At 63.6% G+C, this 25836-nt stretch carries 23 protein-coding genes; 16 read left to right on the top strand and 7 right to left on the bottom strand.

Annotated elements, in window-relative coordinates:
- The first annotated feature begins 124 nt into the window (after positions 1–124).
- Complete coding sequence (locus tag ABIA96_RS01610) at positions 125–1555, top strand: aldehyde dehydrogenase family protein (protein ID WP_354135263.1); 1431 nt, start codon at positions 125–127, stop codon at positions 1553–1555.
- Between the two features lie 257 nt (positions 1556–1812).
- On the opposite strand, the gene ABIA96_RS01605 is transcribed toward ABIA96_RS01610, so the two are convergent.
- A complete protein-coding gene (locus ABIA96_RS01605) occupies positions 1813–2781 on the bottom strand; it encodes an SMP-30/gluconolactonase/LRE family protein (protein WP_354135262.1) in 969 nt (322 codons plus the stop codon).
- Between the two features lie 91 nt (positions 2782–2872).
- Between ABIA96_RS01605 and ABIA96_RS01600 the strand changes: the two genes are divergently transcribed.
- Entirely contained in the window at positions 2873–3697 is an 825-nt protein-coding gene (locus ABIA96_RS01600) for an NAD-dependent epimerase/dehydratase family protein (protein ID WP_354135261.1), read from the top strand.
- 327 nt (positions 3698–4024) lie between these two features.
- Here ABIA96_RS01600 and ABIA96_RS01595 read toward each other — a convergent pair whose 3' ends face one another.
- Positions 4025–4699: a GntR family transcriptional regulator gene (locus ABIA96_RS01595; RefSeq protein ID WP_354135260.1), complete on the bottom strand. Its 675-nt coding sequence runs from the start codon at positions 4697–4699 to the stop codon at positions 4025–4027.
- Between the two features lie 175 nt (positions 4700–4874).
- On the opposite strand from ABIA96_RS01595, the gene ABIA96_RS01590 reads away from it, so the two are divergent.
- From ABIA96_RS01590 to ABIA96_RS01575, 4 genes are all read left to right on the top strand, one after another.
- The gene (locus tag ABIA96_RS01590) at positions 4875–6605 is read left to right on the top strand and encodes an IlvD/Edd family dehydratase (RefSeq protein WP_354135259.1); all 1731 of its coding nucleotides are present in this window, start codon (positions 4875–4877) and stop codon (positions 6603–6605) included.
- Between the two features lie 60 nt (positions 6606–6665).
- Positions 6666–7661, top strand: a complete 996-nt coding sequence (locus tag ABIA96_RS01585) for a TRAP transporter substrate-binding protein (RefSeq protein WP_354135258.1) — start codon at positions 6666–6668, stop codon at positions 7659–7661.
- Between the two features lie 119 nt (positions 7662–7780).
- On the top strand, positions 7781–8359 hold the full coding sequence (locus ABIA96_RS01580) for a TRAP transporter small permease (protein ID WP_354135257.1): 579 nt from the start codon (positions 7781–7783) through the stop codon (positions 8357–8359).
- Entirely contained in the window at positions 8356–9696 is a 1341-nt protein-coding gene (locus tag ABIA96_RS01575; RefSeq protein WP_354135256.1) for a TRAP transporter large permease, read from the top strand. The genes ABIA96_RS01580 and ABIA96_RS01575 overlap by 4 nt, the downstream gene beginning before the upstream one ends.
- Before the next feature lie 18 nt (positions 9697–9714).
- Here the strand turns inward: ABIA96_RS01575 and ABIA96_RS01570 are convergent, their stop codons facing one another.
- Positions 9715–10509 (bottom strand): enoyl-CoA hydratase/isomerase family protein, encoded by a 795-nt coding sequence (locus ABIA96_RS01570; protein WP_354135255.1) that lies wholly within the window; start codon positions 10507–10509, stop codon positions 9715–9717.
- Between the two features lie 246 nt (positions 10510–10755).
- On the opposite strand from ABIA96_RS01570, the gene ABIA96_RS01565 reads away from it, so the two are divergent.
- Entirely contained in the window at positions 10756–11976 is a 1221-nt protein-coding gene (locus tag ABIA96_RS01565; protein ID WP_354135254.1) for an NAD(P)/FAD-dependent oxidoreductase, read from the top strand.
- Here the strand turns inward: ABIA96_RS01565 and rbsK are convergent, their stop codons facing one another.
- Together rbsK and ABIA96_RS01555 are read right to left on the bottom strand one after the other, a co-directional pair.
- Positions 11977–12894 (bottom strand): ribokinase, encoded by a 918-nt coding sequence (rbsK, locus tag ABIA96_RS01560; RefSeq protein ID WP_354135253.1) that lies wholly within the window; start codon positions 12892–12894, stop codon positions 11977–11979.
- A gap of 23 nt (positions 12895–12917) precedes the next feature.
- Positions 12918–13811, bottom strand: coding sequence for a sugar kinase (locus ABIA96_RS01555; RefSeq protein ID WP_354135252.1), 894 nt, complete (start codon positions 13809–13811; stop codon positions 12918–12920).
- A 206-nt stretch (positions 13812–14017) separates the two neighbouring features.
- On the opposite strand from ABIA96_RS01555, the gene ABIA96_RS01550 reads away from it, so the two are divergent.
- From ABIA96_RS01550 to ABIA96_RS01510, 9 genes are all read left to right on the top strand, one after another.
- On the top strand, positions 14018–14866 hold the full coding sequence (locus ABIA96_RS01550; RefSeq protein WP_354135251.1) for a VOC family protein: 849 nt from the start codon (positions 14018–14020) through the stop codon (positions 14864–14866).
- Positions 14867–15186: 320 nt separating this feature from the next.
- A complete protein-coding gene (locus ABIA96_RS01545; protein WP_354135699.1) occupies positions 15187–15846 on the top strand; it encodes a TetR/AcrR family transcriptional regulator in 660 nt (219 codons plus the stop codon).
- A 202-nt stretch (positions 15847–16048) separates the two neighbouring features.
- A complete protein-coding gene (locus tag ABIA96_RS01540; protein ID WP_045008918.1) occupies positions 16049–16858 on the top strand; it encodes an ABC transporter permease in 810 nt (269 codons plus the stop codon).
- Between the two features lie 51 nt (positions 16859–16909).
- On the top strand, positions 16910–17902 hold the full coding sequence (locus ABIA96_RS01535) for an ABC transporter substrate-binding protein (protein WP_354135250.1): 993 nt from the start codon (positions 16910–16912) through the stop codon (positions 17900–17902).
- On the top strand, positions 17899–18747 hold the full coding sequence (locus ABIA96_RS01530) for an ABC transporter ATP-binding protein (RefSeq protein ID WP_354135249.1): 849 nt from the start codon (positions 17899–17901) through the stop codon (positions 18745–18747). Before ABIA96_RS01535 ends, ABIA96_RS01530 begins: the two co-directional genes overlap by 4 nt.
- Before the next feature lie 219 nt (positions 18748–18966).
- On the top strand, positions 18967–20364 hold the full coding sequence (locus tag ABIA96_RS01525; protein ID WP_354135248.1) for an enolase-like domain-containing protein: 1398 nt from the start codon (positions 18967–18969) through the stop codon (positions 20362–20364).
- The gene (locus ABIA96_RS01520) at positions 20361–21512 is read left to right on the top strand and encodes a Gfo/Idh/MocA family protein (protein WP_354135247.1); all 1152 of its coding nucleotides are present in this window, start codon (positions 20361–20363) and stop codon (positions 21510–21512) included. Before ABIA96_RS01525 ends, ABIA96_RS01520 begins: the two co-directional genes overlap by 4 nt.
- A 137-nt stretch (positions 21513–21649) precedes the next feature.
- Entirely contained in the window at positions 21650–22840 is a 1191-nt protein-coding gene (locus ABIA96_RS01515) for a dihydrodipicolinate synthase family protein (RefSeq protein WP_354135246.1), read from the top strand.
- A complete protein-coding gene (locus ABIA96_RS01510; RefSeq protein WP_354135245.1) occupies positions 22840–23703 on the top strand; it encodes a sugar phosphate isomerase/epimerase family protein in 864 nt (287 codons plus the stop codon). Before ABIA96_RS01515 ends, ABIA96_RS01510 begins: the two co-directional genes overlap by 1 nt.
- A 143-nt stretch (positions 23704–23846) precedes the next feature.
- Here the strand turns inward: ABIA96_RS01510 and ABIA96_RS01505 are convergent, their stop codons facing one another.
- On the bottom strand, positions 23847–24524 hold the full coding sequence (locus tag ABIA96_RS01505; RefSeq protein WP_354135244.1) for an ion channel: 678 nt from the start codon (positions 24522–24524) through the stop codon (positions 23847–23849).
- Between the two features lie 6 nt (positions 24525–24530).
- Positions 24531–25763, bottom strand: coding sequence for a cytochrome P450 (locus ABIA96_RS01500; RefSeq protein WP_354135243.1), 1233 nt, complete (start codon positions 25761–25763; stop codon positions 24531–24533).
- Positions 25764–25836 lie beyond the last annotated feature (73 nt).

The raw sequence follows: 25836 nt of genomic DNA, 5'->3' as shown, positions 1-25836 counted from the left end.
TCGGCTCATATAACCTCCGTCCGCCGCAACGCTGGCCCCGCATATGGCGGGTTCAATTGCTGGCGCTTTCGTGCAAGGATGCCTGCCGAAACGCCCCCTCCAAGCCCCCAAGAAGAGGTTAACGATGGTCAATCGCATGCAATTCTACATCGACGGCGCCTGGGTCGATCCCGCCGTCAAGAAGTCCACCGCCGTGGTCAATCCGGCGACGGAAGAGGCGATGTACGAGGTTGCGCTGGGCTCCAAGGCCGACGTCGACAAGGCAGTCGCCGCCGCCAAGCGCGCGTTCGTGACGTTCTCCCGGACCAGCCGCGACGAGCGCGTCGCGCTGCTCACAAAGGTCATCGAGATTTACAAGGGCCGTCTCAAGGAAATCGGTGCGTCCGTCTCCGACGAAATGGGCGCGCCGCTGCCGATGGCGGAGAAGCTCCAGGCCGGCGCCGGCCTCGGTCATCTCATGACCACGCTGGACGTGCTCAAGAACTATCATTTCGAGGAGCCCGTCGGCACCGCCATGGTGCTGCGTGAGCCGATCGGCGTGGTCGGCATGATCACGCCCTGGAACTGGCCGCTCAACCAGATCGCCTGCAAGGTTGCACCCGCGCTCGCCGCCGGCTGCACCATGATCCTGAAGCCGTCGGAGTTCACGCCCACCTCCGCGCTGCTCTTCGCACAAATCCTCCATGAAGCCGGCGTGCCGAAGGGCGTGTTCAACCTCGTCAACGGCCTTGGCCCCGAGGTCGGTGCAGCCATGAGCGAGCACCCCGACATCGACATGATCTCCTTCACCGGCTCGACCCGCGCCGGCATCGATGTCGCCAAGCGCGCGGCGCCGACCGTGAAGCGCGTCAGCCAGGAGCTCGGCGGCAAGTCGCCGAACGTCATCCTCGAAGGTGCCGACCTCGCCAAGGCGGTGACCGGCGGCGTGATGCACATGTTCAACAACTCTGGCCAGTCCTGCAACGCGCCCTCGCGCATGATCGTGCCGCTGTCGAAGATGAAGGAAGTCGCCGCGATCGCGAAGGCTGTCGCCGACAAGACCAAGGCGGGCGATCCGCGCGCTGAAGGCACCACCATCGGTCCGGTCGTCAACCGCGGCCAGTGGGACAAGATCCAGGGCCTGATCAAGAAGGGCATCGACGAGGGCGCAACGCTCGTCGCCGGTGGCCCGGGCCTGCCCGAGGGCGTCAACAAGGGCTTCTACGTTCGTCCGACCATCTTCGCCGACGTCACCCCCGACATGACGATCGCCCGCGAAGAAATCTTCGGACCGGTCCTGACCATCATCGGCGCCAAGGATGAGTCCGAGGCGGTGCAGATCGCCAACGACACGCCCTATGGTCTCGCGGGTTACGTCACCGGTGCTTCGGTCGAGGACGCCAAGCGCGTCGGTCGCCAGATCCGCGCCGGCAACGTCAACCTTCAGGGCGTGCCCAACGACCGCACCGCGCCGTTCGGCGGCTACAAGCAGTCGGGCAACGGCCGCGAGTGGGGCAAGTACGGCCTCGAGGACTTCCTCGAAGTGAAGGCCGTCGCCGGCTTCAACGCGGCGTAAGCGTCCGCGCCTGAACAAATGACGCCGGAGCGGGCAACCCGCTCCGGCGTTTTTCGTCGTCATTGCGAGGAGCTCTTGCGACGAAGCAATCCAGACTGTCTCCGCGGAGAGATTCCTGGATTGCTTCGCTTCGCTCGCAATGACGGAGGAGAGACCTCGTAGGGGGGCAAAGGAGCGCAAGCGACGTGCCCACCATTGCCAGATGGTGGGCACGCTTGCGCTTTGCCCACCCTACGGCATCGTCGCGCGCGGAGCGATTATCCCCCCACTGCGCCCTGCGTGTTCACATACAGCGCGTAGATCGACTGGCTCGCCGCCATGAACAGGCGGTTGCGCTTGACGCCGCCGAAGCAGAGATTGGCGCAGCGCTCGGGCAGCGCGATGCGGCCGATCATGACGCCGTCGGGCGCGAACACCACGACGCCGTCGAGCTCGGGATCGCCCATGCCCCAGCCGCACCAGAGATTGCCGTCGATGTCGCAGCGCATGCCGTCCGGCGTGCCCGGACCTGCATCGATGTGGACGCGCTTGTTGGAGATCGTGGTGCCGTCGGCCGAGACGTCATAGGCAAGAATTTTCCGGTTCGGCACGCCGCGCGATTCCACGACATAGAGGATCTTCTCGTCCGGCGAGAAGCACAGCCCGTTCGGCCCCAGCACGCCCTCGGCGACGACGGTTGCCTTGCGGCTCGCGGGATCGAGGCGGTACACATTCGGTTCGATCTCGGGCTCCGCCTTGTAGCCCTCGTAATTGCCGAGCAGGCCGAAGGTGGGATCGGTGAACCAGATCGCGCCGTCCGATTTAACAACGACATCGTTCGGCGAGTTCAACCGCTTGCCGTTGAATTGATCCATCAGCACGGTGATCTCGCCGTCGTATTCGGTGCGGGTCACGCGACGCCCGCCATGCTCGCAGGTGATCAGCCGGCCCTGGCGGTCGCGGGTATTGCCATTGGCGAAATTGGAGGGTTTGCGGAAGTTCGAGGCCGCGCCGGTCTCTTCCTCCCATTTGATGATGCGCTGGTTCGGGATGTCGCTGCAGAGCAGATACCGCCCGTCGCCGAACCAGACCGGCCCCTCGGCCCAGCGCAGGCCCGTCGCCAGCCGCTCCACCGCGGAGAGTTTCAACCAGTATTTTTCAAAGCGGGGATCCAGTGCTTTTATCGCCGGATCGGGGTAACAGGTCGCCGGCTGCCAGCCTCGAGTGTGGGACGATGCATCGTTCATGTGCAGGTCTCTTTGTTGCGTTCCCTCTGTCCAAGTCTGCTACCATCAGATATCTACGGCCGCAAATCGGTTGCCATAGACGAGGAAAGACATGCCGCGCATCTTGATGACGGGGGCTTCGGGCGGGATCGGAACGCGCCTGCGGAAATTGCTGCCACCGATCTATCCGGACCTCCTGCTCTCTGACATCCGTCCGCCGGCCGATCTCGGGGCGAACGAGCAGTTCAAAGCGGCGGACTTGTCCGATCTCGCGCAGTGCGAGGCGATCTGCGAGGGCGTCGACGGCATCATCCATTTCGGCGGCTATTCGGTCGAAGGCCCCTGGAACGACATCCTCCAGGCCAACATCATCGGCGGCTACAATCTGTTCGAGGCCGCGTACCGCAAGGGCGTCAAGCGCGTGGTGTTCGCCTCGTCGAACCATACGGTCGGCTTCTATCCGCGCCACCGCAGGATCGACACCGACGTCACCGTGCGACCGGATGGCCGCTATGGCGTCAGCAAAGTGTTCGGCGAAGCCGTCGGCTCCCTCTATGCCGACAAGCACGGGCTGAAGGTCACCTGCATCCGGATCGGCAATTGCGACGAGCGGCCGCTCGATCATCGCCGGATTGCCATGTGGCTGAAGCCGGAAGACCTCGTGCAGCTCTGCCAGATCGGGCTCGATCATCCCGACATTCATTTCGAGGTCTTCTATGGTGTATCGCTGAACGAGCGCGCCTGGTGGGACAACCACCGCGCCTACGAATTCGGCTATCGCCCGACCGGCCGCTCCGAGGATCACGTGGCGCACGCGATGGCCGAGCAGGCCAAGCTGAAGCCCGATCCGGTCGGCGACCATTTTCAGGGCGGCGCGTTCTGCAGCAACGAGTTCGATGGCGACGCGAGCCGGATCATCGATTGGAATAAGCGGTAGGCAAGCTTTTGCCCGTAGCCCGGATGGAGCGCAGCGTAATCCGGGACAGTGCCAGTTGTCATGCGAAGGCCCCGGATTGCGCTGCGCTCCATTCGGGCTACGCCCTGCGAAGGGTGGAGTGAGAGGCAATCACCGCATAGACGGTGGTAGTTGGACTCGCAACCACTCGCCACGCGTCATTGCGAGCGTAGCGAAGCAATCCAGCGTCTTTCCGCGGAAGCAGTCTGGATTGCTTCGTCGCAAGGGCTCCTCGCAATGACGCGTTGAGAGAGCATTGCTACCAGCGAGCAGATGACTCGCGAAGACAAGGGAGCAGCAGCGGCAGCTCTACTCCCCCCCAATCCTCGCCAGATAATCCGACTTGCTGAACTGCATGTGATCCACGCACAGCTGCGCCAGCGCCCAGCCGTCGCGTCCCCTAAGCAGTTCGATCATCAATTCGTGCTGTCGGCGCGATTGCGCGAGCCCGTCGCGGTCGGCGAGGTTCTTGGCGCGCATCGGCAGGGTCAGGCTCATGTAGTCCTGGAGCGAGCGCACCAGATAGGGATTGCCGCAGGCCGAGAACAGCGCGACGTGGAACGCGTCGTTGGCTTCGTGGATGCCGCGCAAATCGCGGATGTCGGCCTTGGCGCAATAGTCGCGCTGCAAGGCGGTCAATTCGTCGATCAGGCCTTGCGGCGCGGGCAGGGGGATCATCAGCGCGGCTTGCCGCGTCAACATCTCCCGCACCTCGTAGATCTGCCGGACTTCCTCGGCCGAATAGAACCGCACCGTGGCGCCGACATTTTTCTCGCGGCGGACGATGCCACGCCGCTCCGCATCCACCAGCGCCTGGCGCACGAAGTGCCTGGAGGTGCCGTAAGCCGACATCAGCGCGTCCTCGGTCAGCCGCGCGCCCGGTGCGAGGCGGCCGAAGATGATGTCCTCCTCGAGCCGCGCGACGACGTCGTCCGGATCGTCGCGCCGGAGCGGCATGGTGTCTGCGGTGCGAATGTCGGACATGCCCTCGGCCTCTGGCGCCTCGCCGGTCCGTCTTGTGGAGCAGGGAGAAACAGGATTGTCAATAATTTGTGTCCGCAACTGGCATGAAGAGCAGAAAGAGAGCCGGTGTGGACCTATCTTATTGACAATCGGGGGGCAGGCTGTGCCACAATGGCAAGGCAAGTGGAGTGGCATGATGACGAGTGGTTTGCGCAAGGGTCTGACGAGCTACGGCGACGCCGGCTTCTCGCTGTTCCTGCGCAAGGCGTTCATCAAGGCCATGGGCTATTCAGATGACGCGCTCGAGCGCCCGATCGTCGGCATCACCAACACCTACAGCGACTACAATCCCTGCCACGGCAACGTCCCGCAGATCATCGAGGCCGCCAAGCGCGGCGTGATGCTGTCGGGTGCGATGCCGTTCGTGTTCCCGACCATCTCGATCGCCGAGAGCTTTGCGCATCCGACCTCGATGTATCTGCGCAATCTGATGGCGATGGACACCGAGGAGATGATCCGCGCACAACCGATGGATTCGGTGATTGTGATCGGCGGCTGCGACAAGACGCTGCCGGCGCAGGTGATGGCCGCGATCAGTGCCGATCTGCCGACCGTCGTCATTCCCGTCGGCCCCATGGTGGTCGGCCATCACAAGGGCGAGGTGCTCGGCGCCTGCACCGATTGCCGCCGTCTGTGGGGCAAGTATCGGGCGGGCGAGATCGACGACGTCGAGATCGAGGCAGTCAACGGGCGGCTGGCGCCATCGGTCGGCACCTGCATGGTGATGGGCACCGCCTCGACGATGGCCTGCATGATTGAAGCGATGGGCCTGTCGCTGCCGATGAGTGCGACGATCCCGGCGCCGCATGCCGAGCGTTTCCGTCTCGCCGAGGCGAGCGGCCGGGTGGCCGCCGAGATGGCCAAGACCAAGGGGCCGAAGCCGAGCGAGGTCTTGACCCCGGCCTCCTTCAAGAATGCGCAGGTCGTGCTCCAGGCGATCGGCGGCTCGACCAACGGCCTGATCCATCTGACGGCGATGGCGCATCGCTCGCCGCATCGGCTCGATCTCGCAATGTTCGACCAGATCGGCCGCGAGGTGCCGGTGCTGGTCGACCTCAAGCCGTCCGGCGAGCACTATATGGAGCATTTCCATCACGCCGGCGGTGTGCCGAAACTGCTGGCGCAGCTCGGCGATCTTGTCGATCTCGATGCGAAGACAATCTCGGGCCAGACGCTGCGTGACGTCGTGGCGAATGCTGAGGACGTGCCTGGCCAGGACGCCATTCGTCCGCGCAACAATCCGATCAAGAAAGAAGGCGGCCTCGCCGTCCTGCACGGCAACCTCGCGCCGCGTGGCGCCGTCATCAAGCAGTCGGCTGCGAGCCCTAAACTGTTGCAGCATACGGGACGTGCGGTGGTGTTCGAATCCGTCGAGGACATGACCTTGCGGGTCGATGATCCCGATCTCGATGTCACTGCCGACGACGTGCTGGTGCTGCGCAACGCCGGCCCCAAGGGCGCGCCGGGCATGCCCGAGGCCGGTTATCTGCCGATCCCGAAAAAGCTCGCGCGCGGCGGCACCAAGGATATGGTGCGCATTTCCGATGCGCGCATGAGCGGCACCGCGTTCGGCACTATCGTGCTGCATATCACACCGGAATCCGCTGTCGGTGGGCCGCTTGCTTTGGTGAAGAATGGTGACCAGATCCAGCTGGATGTTGCCAAGCGCAGCATCGAGCTGCTGGTCGATGCGGCCGAGCTGGAGCGCCGGCGCGCGGCGTTGAAGCCGGCCGCGGCACCGGATGAACTCCGCCGCGGCTATGCCTGGCTGTTCAATGAGACCATCATGCAGGCCGACGAGGGCTGCGACTTCGACTTTATGCAGAGGACTGGGAAGAAGACTGAGCTAAAGACTGAAAAGGGCTGACAACCACTCGAACGAGCGCCCAGACCGCACAAGCGGCGGGCGATAAAACAGGGGGAGACGATGATTGCACGATCCATGCGTGGGTTGGTGGTTACGGCCGCCATGCTGTTCATCACGGGAGCCGGGGCACAGGAGGTAAAGCATTATCGCTTCGCCTATGACCAGCCCCGCAATACCGGCTATTCCATCGCCGGCGACCTGTTTGCCGACAAGCTCAAGGAATTGAGCAAAGGCACCATGATCATCGACCAGTATCCGGGTGCGCAGCTCGGGCAGGAGCCGCAGGTGCTCCAGCTCGTGAAGTCCGGCGACGTCGAATTCTCGATCGTCTCCTCGGCCAATACCGCGACGATCTCGCCGCAGGCCGGTGTGATGTCCTTGCACTATCTGTTCCGCGACGAGAACCATGTGGTCAAGGGTCTCGCCGATCCGAAGGTGTTCGAGGCACTCAAGGCCATGATCGAGGAAACCACCCAAGGGCTGCACCTCATCGCGACGGGGTCCCAAGGCGTCCGCCACATGTACTCCAAGAAGGAGATCCACAATGTTGGTGATCTCAAGGGCCTGAAGGTCCGCGTGCAGGCGACCGCGACCGAGGACATCATGTTCCCGGCTTACGGCGCCCAGACCGTGCACATGCCGTTCGGCAGCGTCTACACGAGCTTGCAGACCGGCGTGGTCGACGTCGCCGAGAACAGCATCAATGTCTATCTCGTCAACAAGCACTACGAGGTGGCGCCGGTGCTGAACATCACCGAGCATGAGGCCAACAACGCGCTGGTGTTTGTTTCCGACAAGCTCTGGCAGAGCCTTTCGGCCGAGCAGAAGGGCTGGGTGCAGACTGCGGCCAACGAGGTCAGCACGAAGGAGCCGGCGAAGGCATTCGACCTCGAGCGGGCCGCAGCCGAGAAGCTGAAGAAGCTGGGCGTCAAGATTGTCGACAACGTCGACAAAAAGAGCTTCGCGGCGATCGCGGATCCCTATCTCGACAAGCTCGCCAAGGAGCTAGGCCCACACGCCGTGAAGATCAAGGATCTGATCCGGTCGATCAACTAGGCCTGCTGCCGAAAGACGGTGCGCCCCCCTCTCCCGCAAGCGGGAGAGGTTAAACCAACCCGCATTCGCCGATTTCAAACTGATGTCATTCCGCACTTGTCCGGACGACGAGGAAGTAAATGGCCATCGCCGACAAGCTCGTATTGCAACGCCAGCGCCATTTGAAATGGCGCTGGCTCGACTGGCTCGAGCTCGTCTTGATGATCATCTGCGGCCTGCTGTGCTTCGGCTTCTCACTGTCGGTCACGGCCGACATCGTCACCCGCACCATCGGCCATCCCTGGCTGTGGCTCCAGGAGGTGACCTCGACCCTGTTCATCTATGCAATCTTCGTCGGCACGGCGGCTGCGACCCGGCGCAACGATCATCTCTATCTCACGGCGATCTCCGAAGCGATGCATGGCACGCCCAGGATCATCGTCGAGGTGATCATCCGCCTCATCGTGCTCGGCGTCGCCTTCTGCCTGATCTGGTACGGTTACCAGAATTATCTGCGCGGTTTCGGCAGCTTCCGTCTGCCGTCGGGCACGCCGATCGCATCGCTTTACGCGATTATTCCGCTGTCGGGCATCCTGGTCGGCCTGTTCACCATCGAGCAGCTCGTCAACGGTCTGCGCAACGGCTTCGACCATCCGGAGCCGCCGGATGAGGATGCCGCGGCCGTGGTCACCGAAGCGCAAATGAGAGCGCAGCCGTGAGCGCACCCATTGTCCTCGCGTTGATGTCGATCTGCTTTCTGTCGTTCGGCTATCTCGGCGTGCCCGTGCCGTTCTCGCTGATGGCCGGCGTGTTCATCGGTGCGATCCTGTCCGATGTTTCGCTCGCCGCGATCATCCAGAAGATTTTCGACGGCGTCGATTCCGAGGCGTTGCTGGCGATTCCGTTCTTCCTGCTGGTTGGCGAGCTCATGAGCTCGGCCAATGTGGTGGTGCGAATAGCCAATCTCTCGGTATCGCTGGTCGGGCATATCAGGGGCGGGCTGTCGCAGGTCGTCGTCGTCTTCAGCATGTTCTTCTCGGAGATGTCGGGCTCGACCACCGCCGACGTCGCCGTGATGAGCCGCGCGCTGGGTGGCCCGATGAGACGCGAAGGCTATGAGCCCGCCTTCATCGCAGCCATCATTGCCTCGGCCTCGACCATTGCGGCGCTGGTGCCGCCGAGCATCACCGCCGTGGTTTACGGTGCGGTCGGCAACGTCTCGATCGCCGGCCTGTTCATGGCGGGCGTGGTGCCGGGTCTGATGATCGGCTTCGGGCTGATGATCTATTGTTATTTCTTCGGCCCGTCGGGCCTGCGCAAGCCGCGCGCGCCGCTGCGGCAAATCGTGTTTGCGGCCGGCGATGCGGCGTTGCCGCTGATGATCCCGGTGATCCTGCTAGGTGGCATTTTGACCGGCTGGTTCACGCCGACCGAGGCGGGCGTCGTTGCGGTGGTCTGGATCATCCTGGTGGTGATCCCCGCGCTCAACCGCGGCCACTTCCGGAAGATCCCGTACGATTTCTGCCTCGCCGGGCTGATCTTCTCGCTGCCGCTCATCACGATCGGCGCCGCCAACGCTTTTGGCTGGATGCTCGCTTACTTGCGCGGCGCCAGCTACATCGCGGACGTGATCACCTCGATCGCCGGCAATGATCCGCATCTGATCATGCTGCTGATGGTGCTGCTGTTCACCGTGGTCGGCGACTTCATCGAGCCGGTGCCGACCATCATCATCTTCATGCCGCTGGTCAACACGCTGACGGAAGCCGGCGACATCAACGGCGTGCACATGGGCGTCGTGCTGATCGCGACGCTCGCCTTCGGCCTGATCACGCCGCCTTATGGCCTGGTGCTGCTGATGGCGTCGAAATTCGTCGGCGTCAGTTTTGCCAAGGCGTTACGCGCGGCACTGCCAATCTACGTGGTGTTCTTCGCCACCATCGCGTTCGTGATCTATTTCCCGAGCGTGGTGCTGTGGCTCCCGCAGAAAGTGCTGCCGGAATCGGTCGGCTGCTTCAAGTCGCCGGCGGGGACGGGCTACATCTGTCCCAAGTGAGGCTATTCAGGTGACGGTTCACTTGCTCTTGCTCGTGAACCTCTTCACGGCGTCGCGAAACGCCTCCGTGTTCATCGCCATGATGATCTTGTGCTCCTCGGCATCGAGCTGCTGCTTCACCGGCGTGGTGGCGGCCGCATAGACCAGTGACTTGGTGCCGGCGATGGCCGCGGGCGGGTTCTGCGCCAGCCGTTCGGCTAGTTGCCGTGTCGCCGCTTTCAACTCGGTCGCGGGAACGGTCTTGGCAACGAGACCCCATTCATGCGCCTGCTGCGCCGTAAAGTTGTCCTCGGCCAGGAAGATCTGCAGCGCGCGGCGCGAGCCGACCGTGCCGACAATCCCGACCGTCGAGCCGCCATCCGGCGACACACCGATCTTGGCGTAAGCCGGCGTGAACTTGGCGTCGTCGGCGGCGATGCAGAGATCGGTGACGAAGGCGAGGCCCATGCCGGCGCCGGCAGCCGAGCCGTGCACGCTCGACAGCGAGATTTTTGGCATGCGCCGGATAGTCTCGATGAAGGCGTGGTAATGCTTGAGCAGCTCGCCGACCACCGGCGTCACATTGTTGGCCTCAGCCGCAGCACCGATCGTCTGCAGATCGCCGCCGGCGGAAAACGCGCGGCCTTCACCCTCGATCACCACGACCCTGATTGAATCGTCGCCTTCGATATAAGCCGCGAGCTGTTCCAGCTTCTGCGCGATCGCAAGGTTGATCGAGTTGAAGCCGGCGGGGCGGTTGAGCGTGATGGTCGCGATCGGGCCGTCGATCCGCAGCAGCGCGGGATCGTCGGGTTGGGAGACGGGAGCTGGCATTCTAAAAATCCCCGGCTGGAGGTTCGTTGCTGCAACTAGATCGCAGAAGGCGAGGGGTGACAATCCCCGGCCGCCCGTGCCCCGCGTGCGGCCCCTTGCGCGGCGCGGAATGTTCGGCTCAAATGGGGTTGCCTTTGTTGAGGGACGGACACGAGCGCCGGCTCCTCCTGGGGTAAGCCAAGCCAGAACCAGCGAGAGAGGAGACGACATGGGTGACGCTCGTGTCTTGCAGAAATGGGCTGTCCAATGACGGATGCTCCGGTGATCATTGTCGGCGCCGGCCATGGTGGCTACCAGGTCGCGGCATCGCTGCGGCAGGCGGGCTTTTCTGACCGCATCTGTCTGATTAACGACGAGGCGCATCTGCCCTATCAGCGGCCGCCGCTGTCCAAGGCCTACATCAAGGGCTCGGCCGGGCCGGACAGCCTGATGTTCCGACCGGAGAAATTCTACCAGGACCAGACCATCGAGCTGATCGCGGGCCGGGCCGTGTCGATCGACCGTGCCGGGCGCAAGGTGTTGCTCGCATCTGGCGCGACGCTGACCTACGGCCACCTGATCCTGGCAACCGGCGCGCGTAACCGGTTGCTCGATCTGCCCAACGCCAATCTGCCCGATGTGAAATATCTGCGCATCCTCGACGAGAGCGAGGCGCTGCGGAACATCATTCCGTTGAAGACGCGGGTCGTGGTGATCGGCGCCGGCTTCATCGGCCTGGAATTCGCGGCCACCGCGCGGATCAGGGGGTTGGAGGTCGACGTGCTCGAACTCGCGCCGCGCGTGATGGCGCGCGCGGTGACGGCGGAGGTCTCGGCGTATTTTCAGGCGCGGCATCGCGAAGCCGGCATCCGGATTCACCTCGGCGTGCAGGCGACCTCGATCGAGGCTGAGGGCGGCAAGGTCACCGGCGTCTCCTTGAGCGACGGACGGCATCTGCCTGCCGACCTCGTCGTGGTCGGTGTCGGCGTGCTGCCCAACATCGAGCTCGCGGCCGAGGCGGGGCTGCCGGTCGCCGCTGGCATCATCGTCGACCAATATCTCTCGACGGCTGATCCCAGTATCTCTGCCATCGGCGATTGCGCGCTGTTCGAAAGCCCGCGCTTCGGCGGCTCGCTGCGGCTGGAATCGGTACAGAATGCCACCGACCACGCCCGTTGCCTGGCGGCGCGCCTGACCGGCGACAAGAAGGTCTATGACGGCCATCCCTGGTTCTGGAGCGACCAGGGCGACGACAAGCTCCAGATCGCGGGCCTCACCACCGGTTACGACCGCGTCGTGCTGCGCGGCGATCGGGCCAAAAAGGCGTTTTCCGTGTTTTGCTATCACGGCGACAAGCTGCTCGGCATCGAATCGATCAACCGCGCCGGCGACCACATGTTCGGGCGCCGATTGCAGGGCATGAATCGCTCGATCACGCCGGAGCAGGCCGCGGACGAGAGCTTTGACCTGAAGAGCGCGCTGGCCTGATCAGCCGGCGCTGAGCACGGCCGCCACCTCCGCGGCCGTCGGCATCGACGGCCCTGCGCCCATGCGCTGCACGCTGATCGAGGCGGCGGCGTTGGCGAAGGCGAAGGCCGCGCGCAAGGGCACGCCATCAGCCAGTTGCGCCGCGAGCGCGCCCACAAAACAATCGCCCGCACCAGTGGTATCGACCGCCTCCACCACGCATCCCTGCACCGCAAACTCTTCGCGGCCGGCGAGCGCGAGCACGCCGCGCTTGCCGAGCGTGACGCAGATGGTCTGGTCCTCGCGGGCCTGAAGTTTTCGCGCAACGGCGATGATCTTTGCAGCCTCATCGTCGTCGGAGAGCTCGGTGCCGGCGAGAAAACCAAGCTCGGTCTCGTTCAGCACCAGGATATCGACCAGCGCGAGCAACTCGCCGGACATCTTTTGTGCCGGGGCAGGATTCAGCAATGTGGTCGCGCCCGCCGCATGCGCGCGCTGGAAGAATGCGGCAATGGTCGGCAGTGGGATTTCGAACTGGCTGACGGCGACGTCGCCCTTCGCCAGCGGCACGGCCGCCACGTCATCAGTGCTGACCAGCGCATTGCTGCCGGGGATGACGACGATGGTGTTGTCGGAGGCTGCGACCGTGATGATCGCGGTGCCGGTGTGCGTCTCGGGCGTCTCCTTGATCGAGCCGGGATCGATGCCCTGCGCGGTGAGGAACGTCCTCAGCTCCGCCCCGAACGCATCCGCGCCCAGCCGCCCGATCAGCGTCGTCTTCGCGCCGAGCCGTGACGCCGCGACGGCCTGGTTCGCACCCTTGCCGCCCGGAAAATAAAGCACCTCGCGACCCGCGACGGTCTCGCCGACCTTGGGATGGCGATCGGCGGTCGCCACCACATCCATGTTGACGCTGCCGGCAACGAAAACGCGCCCCATGATATATATGCCTTTACAAAATCCTAGACCCTGACTTCGAACTCGTGCCTGACTTTGGCGATGTCGACAAGGGTCGGCAGGCCGGCCTCGTTGCCGAGGCGCTGGATCTTGAAGGTCGAGGCGGCACGCGCAAAGTCAAAGTGCTCGCGCCAGCTTTTGCCGGGATGGGCCAGATAAGAATAGATATAGGCGCCGTGGAAGACGTCGCCGGCGCCGTTGGTGTCGATCACGCGCTCGCGCGGGATCGGCATCGCCGGCATGATCTCGACCGCGCCGGTTTCGCTGTACCAGAGCAGGCCCTTCTCACCCATGGTGATGCCGCCGATCTTGCAGCCGCGGCCTTTGAGGTAGTCGAGCATCTTCTCCGGGGTGAGATCCATCTGCTCGCACAGCCGCTCGGCAACGATCGCGACGTCGATGAACTCCAGTAGCTCATGCGTGTTGGTGCGCAGGCCGCCGCCGTCGAGCGACGTCAAGATGCCGGCCTCACGGCACACCTTGGCATAGTGGATCGCGGCATCGGGCTGGTGGCCGTCGATATGCAGCGCGCGACAGCCGCCGAGATTGAGAATCGGGAACGGATGAATGTGCTCGTCGTCGCGGCAGCGCACGATGGCGCGCTTGCCGTCCTTCGGCATGATGAAGGACAGCGACGACTGGTTCACCTTCCGCCCGTGCAGCGAGATCGCATATTTCGCGCACATGTCCTGGAACATGCGTCCCAGCCAGTCATTGGCCGCGGTGGCGATCAGATCGGGCACGATGCCGAGCTTGGCGCAGCAGAACGCCGCCGTGACCGCGTTGCCGCCGAAAGAGACCGCGTAGTCGGTCGCAACGTGCTTTTCGTCGCCGGTCGGCATGTGGTCGGTGATGAAGACGACGTCGATATAGGTCTGTCCGATAAAGAGAGCCTGCATTGCTTGTCCGTGATGCGCTTGGTGGTCCCGGCCGGCGGCTTACTCTAACACCGGTTCCGCGGCTGGGACGCTGAAATTATTCGCAAAACCGCCCCGAAGCGCTTGAGGTCGCCATAGCGCCGGAATACGACCATGTCAGGCTTATGCCAAGCCCGGACAAATGCCGTTTTTCGGCTCTTGTTCCAGAGCGATCAAAAGGGACAAACATGATCACCGGCCTCGATCACATCGTCGCTCTGGTCAAGGATATCGACGCCGCCAAGGCGGCCTATCAGACGCTCCTGGGGCGCGCGCCGGCCTGGCAGAATTCCGGCGAGGGCGCCGACCGGGTGCTGTTCACCCTCGACAACATGACCATCGAATTGATGGCGCCGAGCGGCTTTACTGCGACCGCTGACCGCATGCGTGCTCTGCTCGATGACCAGGAAGGCGTGCTCGCCAGCCTGTGCTTTCGTGTCGCGGACATGGGCAAGATGCATCGGCGGTTAAATCGGGTGGCGCTGAAGCCGGATCCCGTCGCCGAGGTCGAGAGCAGCGACGCCGCAACCGGCACGGCCCTGCACTGGAAGCGCACGCGGGCCGCGACCGAGCTGACGCGCGGCGTGCGCATGTTCTTCCTCGAACTTGCCGAGGAGCGCCCGAAGTCGGTTGCGACCGAAACCGCGCCGATCGACGCGCTCGATCATGTCGTGATCACGACCGAGGATTCTGATCGCGCGGCCGCGCTTTACGGCGCGCGGCTCGGGCTTGATCTCGCGCTCGACCGCTCCCATCACGACTGGGGTCAGCTGATGTTCTTCCGCTGCGGCGACCTCATCGTCGAAGTGGTGCGCCGCCCCGTGGCTGGCGGGGATTCCCAGCATGACCGTCTCTGGGGCCTGAGCTGGCGCGTCGCCGACATTGACGCCACCCGCGCCCGCCTGCTGGCCGCCGGCCTCGATGTCACCGAAGTCCGCAACGGCCGCAAACCGGGCACGCGGATCGTCACGGTGCGGAACGGCACCTGCGGGATCCAGACGGTGCTGCTGGAGCGCTCGCCGAAACCGGTGGAGTGAAGGGCGCTCTCTCCTCTCGAAGACTCTCGTAGGGTGGGCAAAGCGTAGCGTGCCCACGTCTTCGATCCTTACTGAGAAGACGTGGGCACGGCGCTTTCGCGCCTTCGCCCGCCCTACGAGACTCTCTCCTCCGTCATTGCGAGCGCAGCGAAGCAATCCAGAATCCCATCGCGGTGACAGTCTGGATTGCTTCGTCGCTTCGCTCCTCGCAATGACGGCGGGAGCGTGGTACATGGCATACCGAGAGCACCCAGCGAGCACCCGGTTTGGCGAAGGCACAAGCAAAGCGAACTCTGAAATGGCAGCGCGATCCCGCGGGGATGCGGCTGCGCATTCTCGAGGCTGCCAAGCAGGAGTTTTCTGCTCATGGGCTTGCTGGCGCTCGCGTCGACCGCATCGCGGCCAAGGCCGGCGCCAACAAGCGCATGCTCTATTACCACGTCGGCAACAAGGACGAGCTCTATCTCGCGGTGCTGGAAGGCGCCTATGACAAGATCCGAAGCGAGGAGCGGGGGCTCGATCTCGAGCATCTTGCTCCGCCCGAGGCCATCAGGCGCCTGATCGAGTTCACCTGGGGTTACTTCCTGCGCAATCCCGAATTCCTGTCGCTGCTCCAGACCGAGAACCTCGCGTGCGCAAAACATCTGAAGCGCTCGACCAAGGTCAAGTCGATGCACTCGCCCTTCGTCGAGATGATCCGAACCGTGGTACGGCGTGGTGTCGAGAGCGGTGATTTCCAGGTCGCGGTCGATCCGGTGCAGCTCTACATCTCGATCGCGGCACTCAGCTTCTTCTATCTCTCGAACTCGGCGACGCTCAGCGTGATCTTCGGTCGCGACCTGCTCGCCAAGGACGCCAAGGACGAGCGGCTGGCGCATATGTCAGGCCTTGTGCTGGCGGCACTGACGGGGCAGTCAGTGGCGCTGTTCGAGATTGCGAAGCCGCCGAAGTCGCGTGCTGGTGTGGTGCAGACGGTGTAGCCGCGCGGTCCGTAGCCCGGATGGAGCGCAGCGCAATCCGGGACCTCTGCCGCTCATGGCAACAACCCCGGATTGCGCTTCGCTCCATCCGGGCTACAAAATCCCGCAATCCCGCCACAAAACGTCACAGGGAAACCACTGGACAGTATTTATCCAACGGGTTAATTTCTGCCCGAACAAAGAGAAGTACCGGGAGTGAGACGTGGCTGAGTTGAAGCCGCAGAGCGCGGTGTCCAAGATGCTGAATGCGGCCTGGATCAGGCCGTTTCTGTTCCTGGTGTTCATCGTCGTCGCCTGGGATCTCGCGATCCGGCTGTTCAGGATTCCCGCCTACCAGATCCCGTCACCGGCCGACGTCGTCGCGGTCCTGTGGACCGACTGGCCTGAACTGCTGCGCCAATCCTGGCCGACCACCTATGCGACCGTCTGCGGATTCGCGCTCTCGGCGCTGTTCGGCATTCCCGTGGCGATGCTGATCGCTGGTTCGAAGACGGTGGAGAGCTACGTCTATCCGCTGCTGGTGTTCTCCCAATCCGTGCCGAAGATCGCAATCGCGCCTTTGTTCGTGGTGTGGTTCGGCTTCGGCATCATTCCAAAAGTGATCTCGGCCTTCCTGCTCGGATTTTTCCCAGTGGTGGTCTCGGCCGTGCAGGGCTTCAAATCGGTCGACCCCGACATGGTCGATCTCGCCCGCGCCATGCAGGGCAGCCGTTTTCAGGTGTTCTGCGCGGTGAACCTGCCGCACGCATTGCCGGCGATCTTCTCCGGCCTCAAGGTTTCGGTGACGCTCGCCGTGGTCGGCGCTGTCGTCGGCGAGTTCGTCGGTTCGAATTCCGGCATCGGCTACGTGATGCAGCGCTCGATTGGCACATTCGACCTGCCGACGATGTTCGCGGCCCTTGTGATCCTCGCGCTGCTCGGCGTCATCCTGTTCTGGATCGTCGACCGGATCGAGAAGCTGGTCATTCCCTGGCATGTCAGCCAGCGCGAGGACGTGATTTTCGCCTCTTAACTTAAGCAACGGCCACCAACGGCCGAAACATAACGACAAGGGAGAGTGACGATGAAGCGGTGGATTGGGGCTGTATCTGTGGCGCTGATGGCGTTTGCGGTTGCACCGGCGCAGGCGGCCGACAAGGTCGTGCTGATGCTCAACTGGTACGTCTATGGCGAGCACGCGCCGTTCTATTACGGCAAGGCCAAGGGCATTTATGCCGCCGAGGGCATCGATCTCGAAATCCAGGAAGGTCGCGGCTCGGCCGCGACCACGCAGGCCGTCGCCGCCAAGACCGCCGACTTCGGCTATGTCGACGTTCCCACCATGATGCGCGCCGCAATCAAGGGCGCGCCCGTGATTGCGACTGGCGTGCTGCTCCAGACCAGCCCGATGTCCGCGATGGGGCTCGTCGACAAGAACATCAGGAAACCCGAAGACATCAAGGGCAAGACGGTGGCGATCACGCCGGCCGATTCCATGACCCAGATATGGCCGCTGTTCCTGAAGAAGACCGGTCTGAAGGAAAGCGACTTCACCACCGTTGCCGGTGATGGCCAGACCAAGCTCAACGCCGTCATCAACGGCCAGGCTGATCTCCTGCTCGGCTACGTCATGGACCAGTCGATGAAGATCAAGGACGCCACCGGCAAGGACGTCTATCCGATCAAGTTCGCGGACTACGGCATCAACATGGTCTCCTCCGGCATCATCGCCAACTCGGACTATGTGAAGGCCAATGCCGATCTCGTCCGCCGCTTCATGTCGGCGACGACCAAGGCGGTCGAAGCCGCCGAGAAGGAGCCGAAGGCGGCCGCGCAGTCGATCCTCGATGCCAACCCCAAGGGCGGCAAGATCGACACGCTGACCCAGGGCTTTGAGCTGACCATTCCGCTGTACCGGACCGCCGAGACCAAGGGCAAGCGGCCGTTCCAGGTCACCGACCAGAACATGACGGACTCGGTCAATCTGATGGTCGAATATGGCGGGCTCGATGCCAAGGCCAAGGAGAACCCGAAGGCCTTCTACACCAACGATTACCTGCCGAAGAGCGGCTCGTGAAACCGGCGACTGTATCGAGTGACGCCATGCAGCCGGCCGCGCATCTGAGATTGGTGAGCGACCGGGCCGCCGGCGATGCGTCAGGCATAACATTGTCCGGCGTGTCGAAGACCTACCGGACGCGCGATGGCGACGTGCCGTCGCTGCGTCCGCTGGACTTCCACATCAACGACGGCGAGTTCTTCGTCGTGGTCGGCCCGTCCGGCTGCGGCAAGTCCACGCTGCTCAAGCTGATCTCGGGACTGCTACCGCCGACGGCCGGCGAGGTCCTGGTCGAGGGTGAGAAGGTGACGAAGCCGCATGGCAATGTCGGCATCGTCTTCCAGAACGCGCTGCTCCTGCCATGGCGCAACATCCTCTCCAATGTGATGCTGCCGATCGACATGAAGCGGCTGCCGCGGGACGAATATCTCGTCCGCGCAAAGGCGCTTCTCAAACTGGTCGGGCTCGAAGGATTCGAGAAGAAACTGCCCTGGCAACTTTCCGGGGGCATGCAGCAGCGCGCCTCGATCTGCCGCGCGCTGGTGCACGATCCCAAGATCATGCTGATGGACGAGCCGTTCGGCGCGCTCGACGCGCTCACGCGCGAGCGCATGAATGTCGAGCTGATGCGGATCCAGCGCGAGACCAGGAAGACGGTCCTCCTGATCACGCATTCGATTCCGGAGGCCGTGTTCCTCGCCGACCGCGTGCTGGTCATGACCGAGCGGCCCGGCGCAATCGCCGCGATCTACGACGTGCCGCTGCCGCGCCTTCGCTCGCTCGACGTGATGGCTGATCCTGTGTTTACGGAACTCGTGCAACGCATCCGCAAGCATTTCTTCTCGCAAGGTTCGCTGGATTAGGCCTGATGATATTTCCGGGAGCCGCGACCGCACGAACGGTGCGCTCCCTCCCCCGCCTGCGGGGGAGGGTTGGGGAGAGGGTGTCTCCACGATGGGAAACCCCCAAGAGGAAAGAACCCTCACCCGGCGCTACGCGCCGACCTCTCCCGCATGCGGGAGAGGCGAACCGCCCGGGGCGATACCGCTCGCACCAAGTTCACCTCGTTTCGTTGTAACATCATGCCCCCGCGCCTGAAGCTACGAGACATTGCCTTCTTCGAACGCCCCACGCATTTCGCGCGGCCGTTCCGCTTTGGCGCTGTTACCATCAACACGACGCCGCAGCTGTTCATACGGGTAGAAATCGAAGTCGAGGGCAGGGGCGTTGCGGTCGGCGCCAGTGCCGAACTGCTGGTGCCAAAATGGTTCGACAAGCGGCCGGAGCTGTCTCCGGCGCAAACGGTCGATGGTTTGCAACGGTCACTGGGGATCGCGCGCGGGCTTTATCTGGCGCGGACCGGATATCTGACCGCGTTCGATCTGCATGCTTCATGCATCGGCGCGCAGGTCGCGACGTGTGCGAAGAAGGACATTCCGGCGCTTGCCGCGGCGTACGGTCCAGCGGAGATCGACAAGGCAATCCTCGATGCGCTGCTCCGCGCTGCCGAGACCAATTTCTTCGACGGGATGGCCGGCAACATCGCCGGCATCGATGCGCGGCTTTCGCCTGACCTGAAGGACGCGGATATCGCGGCGTTTCTCTCCGGCCGGAAGCCGCTGCCGCGCGTTGCGATCAGGCATACCGTCGGCCTCGACGACACAGTCGAAGGTGAGGGCGGTGTTGCCGACGCACATGAGAACGCCGGCGCGAATTACTTCAAGCTGAAGCTGTCGGGCGATCCCGCCGCTGATGCGGCCCGCCTGGCGCGCATCGGCAAGGAGCTCGACACGCTTGGGCGCGCCTGCAAGGTGACGCTCGACGCCAACGAGCAATATTCCGACCTTGCGGCGCTGCAGGCGCTGATCGACCGGCTCGATCGCGAGCCCGGGCTGCGGTCGATCGCATCAAGATTGCTCTATATCGAGCAGCCGATGCCGCGCGACATCACGCGGCAATCGCCGTTGGGCTCGCTCGCCGCGCGCGGCTTGATCATCGACGAGGCCGACGATTCCTACGATGCCTTCCCGGCGGCGCGGGCGCTCGGCTATCACGGCATTTCCTCGAAATCCTGCAAGGGGCTCTACAAGTCCATCGTCAACGCGACGCGCGCCGCGAAATGGAGCGCGAGCGGCGACAAGTTCTTCGTCACCGGCGAGGACCTTACCTGCCAGGCAGGCCTTGCCGTGCAGCAGGATCTCGCGCTCGGCGCTTTCATCGGCGTCACGCATGCCGAGCGCAACGGCCATCACTATGTCGACGGCTTTGGCGAGACGCCGGCCGCCGAAGCGCAGGCCTTCGCCGCAGCGCATCCCGATCTCTATGCCGATGCCGGGCAGGGCATCCGGCTTTCCATTCACGACGGCGATCTCCTGACGGGATCGCTTCATGCCGCGGGCTTTGCGACGTCGGTCCATCCGGACTGGTCGGCGCTTCGCCCGCTCGAACCGCCAAAATCACTTAGGGAGCAATTGGCATGACCACCCAACGCCTCGGCCTCATCATGAACGGCGTCACCGGCCGCATGGGGCTCAACCAGCATCTGATCCGCTCGATCGTCGCGATCCGCGACCAGGGCGGCGTGCGCTTGAAGAACGGCGACCGCATCATGCCCGATCCGATCCTCGTCGGCCGCAGCGCCGAAAAGGTCGAGGGCCTCGCCAAGCGCTTCAACGTCACGCGCTGGACCACCGACCTCGATGCCGCGCTCGCCGACAAGAACGACACCATGTTCTTTGATGCCGCGACCACACAGGCGCGGCCGGGCCTTTTGACCCAGGCCATCAATGCCGGCAAGCACGTCTATTGCGAGAAGCCGATCGCGACCAATTTCGAGGAGGCTCTCGCAGTCGTCAAGCTCGCCAACGCCAAGGGCGTCAAGCATGGCACGGTGCAGGACAAGCTGTTTCTGCCAGGCCTGAAGAAGATCGCCTTCCTGCGCGATTCCGGCTTCTTCGGCCGCATCCTCTCGGTGCGCGGCGAGTTCGGCTATTGGGTGTTCGAGGGCGGCTGGCAGGAGGCGCAGCGGCCGTCCTGGAACTACCGCGACGAGGACGGCGGCGGTATCATCTTGGACATGGTCTGCCACTGGCGCTATGTGCTCGACAACCTCTTCGGCAACGTCCAGAGCGTGATCTGTATCGGCAACACCGACATCCCCGAGCGTTTTGACGAGCAGGGCAAGAAGTACAAGGCGACCGCGGATGATTCCGCCTACGCGACCTTCCAGCTCGAGGGCGGCGTCATCGCGCATATCAACATGTCATGGGTGACGCGCGTCTATCGCGACGATCTCGTCACCTTCCAGGTCGACGGTACCCATGGCTCGGCGGTCGCAGGGCTGACCGACTGCATGATCCAGGCGCGGCAGGCGACGCCCCGGCCGGTCTGGAATCCGGACGAGAAGCGGCTGCACGATTTCTATGGCGATTGGCAGAAGCTGCCCGACAACGTCACCTACGACAACGGCTTCAAGGAGCAGTGGGAGATGTTCATCCGCCACGTCTACGAGGATGCGCCGTACAAATTCTCGCTGCTCGAAGGCGTCAAGGGCGTGCAACTCGCCGAATGCGCGCTGAAGAGCTGGAAGGAGCGACGCTGGATCGACGTCGCCCCGATCAAGGCCTGAGGTTGATTTGGATAAGCACCGATGTCCACCAAGCCGTCATTGCGAGCGAAGCGAAGCAATCCAGAATGCGTCCGCGGCAAGAGTCTGGATTGCTTCGTCGCTTCGCTCCTCGCAATGACGGGGAGAGGTTCGAAGTCATGAACAAGCCTGTGTTGCCCATGTCATCCCTGTCGCTGAAGCTGCCGAAGGCCGATCGCTCGATCGAGACCTACCGGCTCGCGGCCTCGCGCACGTTTCCCGCAAAGCTCGAAGGACCGCTGAACCGCATCGCGTTTTCGGCCGTGCACACGGTCGTCGATCCCTTCGCGGACAACGATCCCTGGCTTTCGGCCGCTGTCGACTGGGACAAGACCATCGCGTTCCGCGAACATGTCTGGGATCTCGGTCTCGGCGTTGCGGAGGCCATGGACACCGCGCAGCGCGGCATGGGGCTGGACTGGCCCACGTCGTTGGAGCTGATCACGCGCTCGGTCGGTGCCGCCAGACGACGCAATGCACTGGTGTTCTCCGGCGCCGGCACCGATCACCTCGCGGTCGAGGACGCCAAGAGCCTCGACGACGTGATCCGCGCCTATGAGGAGCAGATCTCGGCGGTCGAGAAGGTCGGCGGCCGCATCATTCTGATGGCCTCGCGCGCGCTGGCGAAGCTTGGCCGCGGCGCCGATGACTACGCCAAGGTCTATAACCGTGTGCTGTCGCAGGTCCGCGAACCCGTCATCATCCACTGGCTCGGCGATATGTTCGATCCGGCGCTGACGGGATACTGGGGCACCAAGGATATCGACAAGGCGATGAACACTGCGGTGGCCATCATCAACAACAACGCCGCCAAGGTCGACGGCGTCAAGGTCTCTCTGCTCGACAAGCAGCGCGAGATCGACATGCGCCGTCGCCTCGACAAGCGCATCAAGATGTACACCGGTGACGATTTTAATTATGCGGAGTTGATTGCCGGCGACGAGCAGGGCTTTTCGCACGCGCTGCTCGGCATTTTCGATGCGATTGCGCCGGCGGCGTCGTATGCACTGTCGCGTCTCGCAGCCGGCGATGAAGCGGGCTTTCACGACGTGCTGGGGCCGACGGTGCCGCTGTCGCGTCACATCTTCAAGGCGCCGACGCGGTTCTACAAGACCGGCGTGGTGTTCATGGCGTACCTCAACGGCCATCAGGACCATTTCACCATGGTCGGCGGCCAGGAGAGCGCGCGCTCGATGCTGCATCTGGCCGAGCTGTTCCGGCTCGCCGATCGGGCCGGCCTGCTTGCCAATCCGGAACTGGCGACGCGGCGGATGACGACGGTGCTGGCCTCGCACGGACTGGACGCCTGATGCGGGATTTTTCGTCCGACCACCGCTGGCTGTCGCTGAACACGGCGACGGTCCGCAAGCAGGGTGATCTGGTCCAGATTGTCGATGCCTGTGCGAAGCACGGCATTCGTGCCATCGACCCCTGGCGCGACCAGGTCGCCGCCGTCGGTCTCGACCGCGCGGTGCGAGCGGTGCGCGATGCCGGTCTCGAATTGTCAGGCTATTGCCGCGGCGGCATGTTTACCTCCGACGCGTCGCGCCGCACCGAGGTGCGTGATGACAACCGCCGCTGCGTCGACGAAGCCAAGGCGCTGGGCGCGCCCTGCATCGTGCTCGTCGTCGGCGGCCTGCCGCAATATTCACGGCCGGGCAGCGAGGCGTCGAAGGACATCGTGGCGGCGCGTTCGCAAGTCGAAGACGCGCTCGCAGATATGCTGGACTATGCCAAGCAGGCAAACCTGCCGCTGGCGATCGAGCCGCTGCATCCGGCCTATGCGGCCGACCGCGCCTGCGTGAACACGACGAAACAGGCGCTCGATATCTGCGACCGGCTTGACCCCGACCGCACCGGCATGCTCGGCGTCGCGCTCGACGTCTATCACATCTGGTGGGATCCGGAGCTGATGGGCCAGATCGCGCGCGCGGGCAAGGATCGCCTGCTCGCCTTCCACGTCTGCGACTGGCTGGTACCGACCAGGGACATCCTCAACGACCGCGGCATGATGGGCGACGGTGTCATCGACATCAAGTCCGTGCGCGCAGCCGTCGAGGCGCAGGGCTTTGCCGGCTTCTCGGAGATCGAAATCTTCTCGAATGACTGGTGGGGCAAGCCGATGGACGAGGTGCTGCGCAGCTGCATCGAGCGTCACCGGACGGTGGTTTAGCCATGCCGGCGGAGATTGTGCGCGTTCGGCGCTGATTTGCCCGGCGTGTCAAATGGTTCGGCGGATCCACAAGCCATCTTCCGCCGACCCATCGGCTACTGTGCATGGGGTTGTTTTCGACTTTTTTGGTCGGTCGGGGTGGTTCAGGAGTCCTGATCGCGATGCGCGATCTCGAGCGTGACCAGGCGGGCCAGCAATGTCGCGGGATAGAGCTGGCCGAAGATGGCTTCCATATTGCACAGGCTGCGCGCGATTGGGTGTAAGGGCGCAACGTCGCCATAGCCGGTCGTGGTCAGCGTCGCGAAGCTGAAATAGATCACCTCGCTTGCGAGCCTGGGACTGTCTTCCACCTTCATGCTGACGAAGGCGTCCTGATCCAGCGAGCCGATGAAGGTGTAGAGCGCCGCGAAGATGATCGCGACCGTCAGATACAGCAGGACTGCGCCGATCACGCGATGGTAGGTCACGCGTCCCGGCGCAAAGGTCTGGCGCGCCACTGCCCAGGCCATCGTCACTCCGACGATGAACCATGATCCCGCAAACAGATTGAGATCGAGGATGGATGGCGATTTGATCCGCAGAATTGCGCCGACCGTGATCATGCCGAGCGCGACCAGCATGGCGCCGACCGCGACCGGGCTGCCGGATATGACGAAGATGCCGCAGACCAGCAGGAGTGCAAGGAACAGTTCGGAAGCCTGAAAGGCGAAGAGGCCGAGCGCTTGCAATGGCGAGATCACAAACATCATGATCATCAGCAGCACGGTCAGCACCGTCAGAGCCGGATCGGCCCAACGTTCGCGCAATTGGTCGATGTTCATGACGCCTCAGCCGATCGAGCAGGGTACGCTCAGGAAGCCGCGGAACCGTACGCGGCCGCCGCGCACCGGCTGACCGCTTACGGCAAAGTTCGGAAAGCGCGCCAGGAAACGCGAGATCGCAATCGCGCCTTCAAGCCGCGCCAGTGCCATGCCCGCGCATTGATGCGCGCCGGTGGCGAAGGCGAGATGCCGGTTCGGCGTGCGTGCGACGTCGAAGCTTTCGGGATCGGGAAACTGCGCGGGATCGCGGTTGGCCGCACCGATGCAGAGTGTGACCGACGTGCCGGCTTCGAGCGTCACGCCACCAAGCTCGACCCGTTCGGTCGTCATGCGGTTGCCGAGCTGGTTCGAGCTTTCGTAGCGCAGCATCTCTTCCACAGCGGGTTTGATCAGATCGGGGTTGCCGATCAAGCGCTGCTTCTGGTCAGGATTCCGATGCAGCGCGACGAGGCCGTTGCCGATCAGATTGGTGGTGGTCTCGTGGCCGGCATTGAGCAGGAAAATGCAGTTGTGCAGCAGCTCCTTCTCGGTCAGCCGCTCGCCGCTCTGCTCGCCGTTACCTTCTCCTTGGATCAGGCGTGTCAGCACGTCGCGCTCGGGATTGCCCGGCTTTTGGCGGCGGCGCGCGACCAGCGTCTCGAGATAGGTCAGAAAGTCCTTCACCGCCTTGTTGCCGCGTGCGGCGACCTCGGTCGATACGACCGGCTCGAGTGCGCCAAGGATCGCCAGCGACCAGTCGCGCAGTGGCGCGCGCTCGTCATGGGGAACGTCGAGCAAATTGCCGATCACCTCGATGGGGATGGAGGCGGCAAAATCCTCGATCAGTTCGCAATGGCCCTTGGTGGCGATGGCGTCGAGCAGGCCGTCGACCAGCTTGACGATGTCAGGCTCCATCCCCGCGATCGCGCGCGGCGACAGCGCGCCCATGATCAGGCGCCGCACCCTGGTGTGCGCCGGCGGATCGTTGAAGACGAGGCTCGTTGTGTGATGCTCGTAGAGCGGCGTGTCGCCATATTTCGGCGCGAACTCGCGCTTCTTGTCCGAACTGAACGATTTGGTGTTCTTGTAGGTGGTAACGAGGTCGTCATAGCGGGTCAGGAACACGGTGCCGCTCGGCAGGCGCTTGACCGGTTCGTTCTCCCGCAGTGCACGATAGGTCGGGTAGGGGTCGTCGTAGAACTCGCTCGTCAGCTTCGCCAGATCAAAGCTGGCCGCCAATTCTTTCGCATCTGCGTTCATGCGCCATACTCACCGGTTGAGACCGATATGCCGTTTTCGCTCTTTCGAGCCGTGCCGATCACCGTCTACAGTC

Source organism: Bradyrhizobium sp. LB11.1 (assembly GCF_040549385.1).
Lineage (GTDB): Bacteria > Pseudomonadota > Alphaproteobacteria > Rhizobiales > Xanthobacteraceae > Bradyrhizobium.
This window is presented reverse-complemented; position numbering and strand designations above follow the sequence as displayed.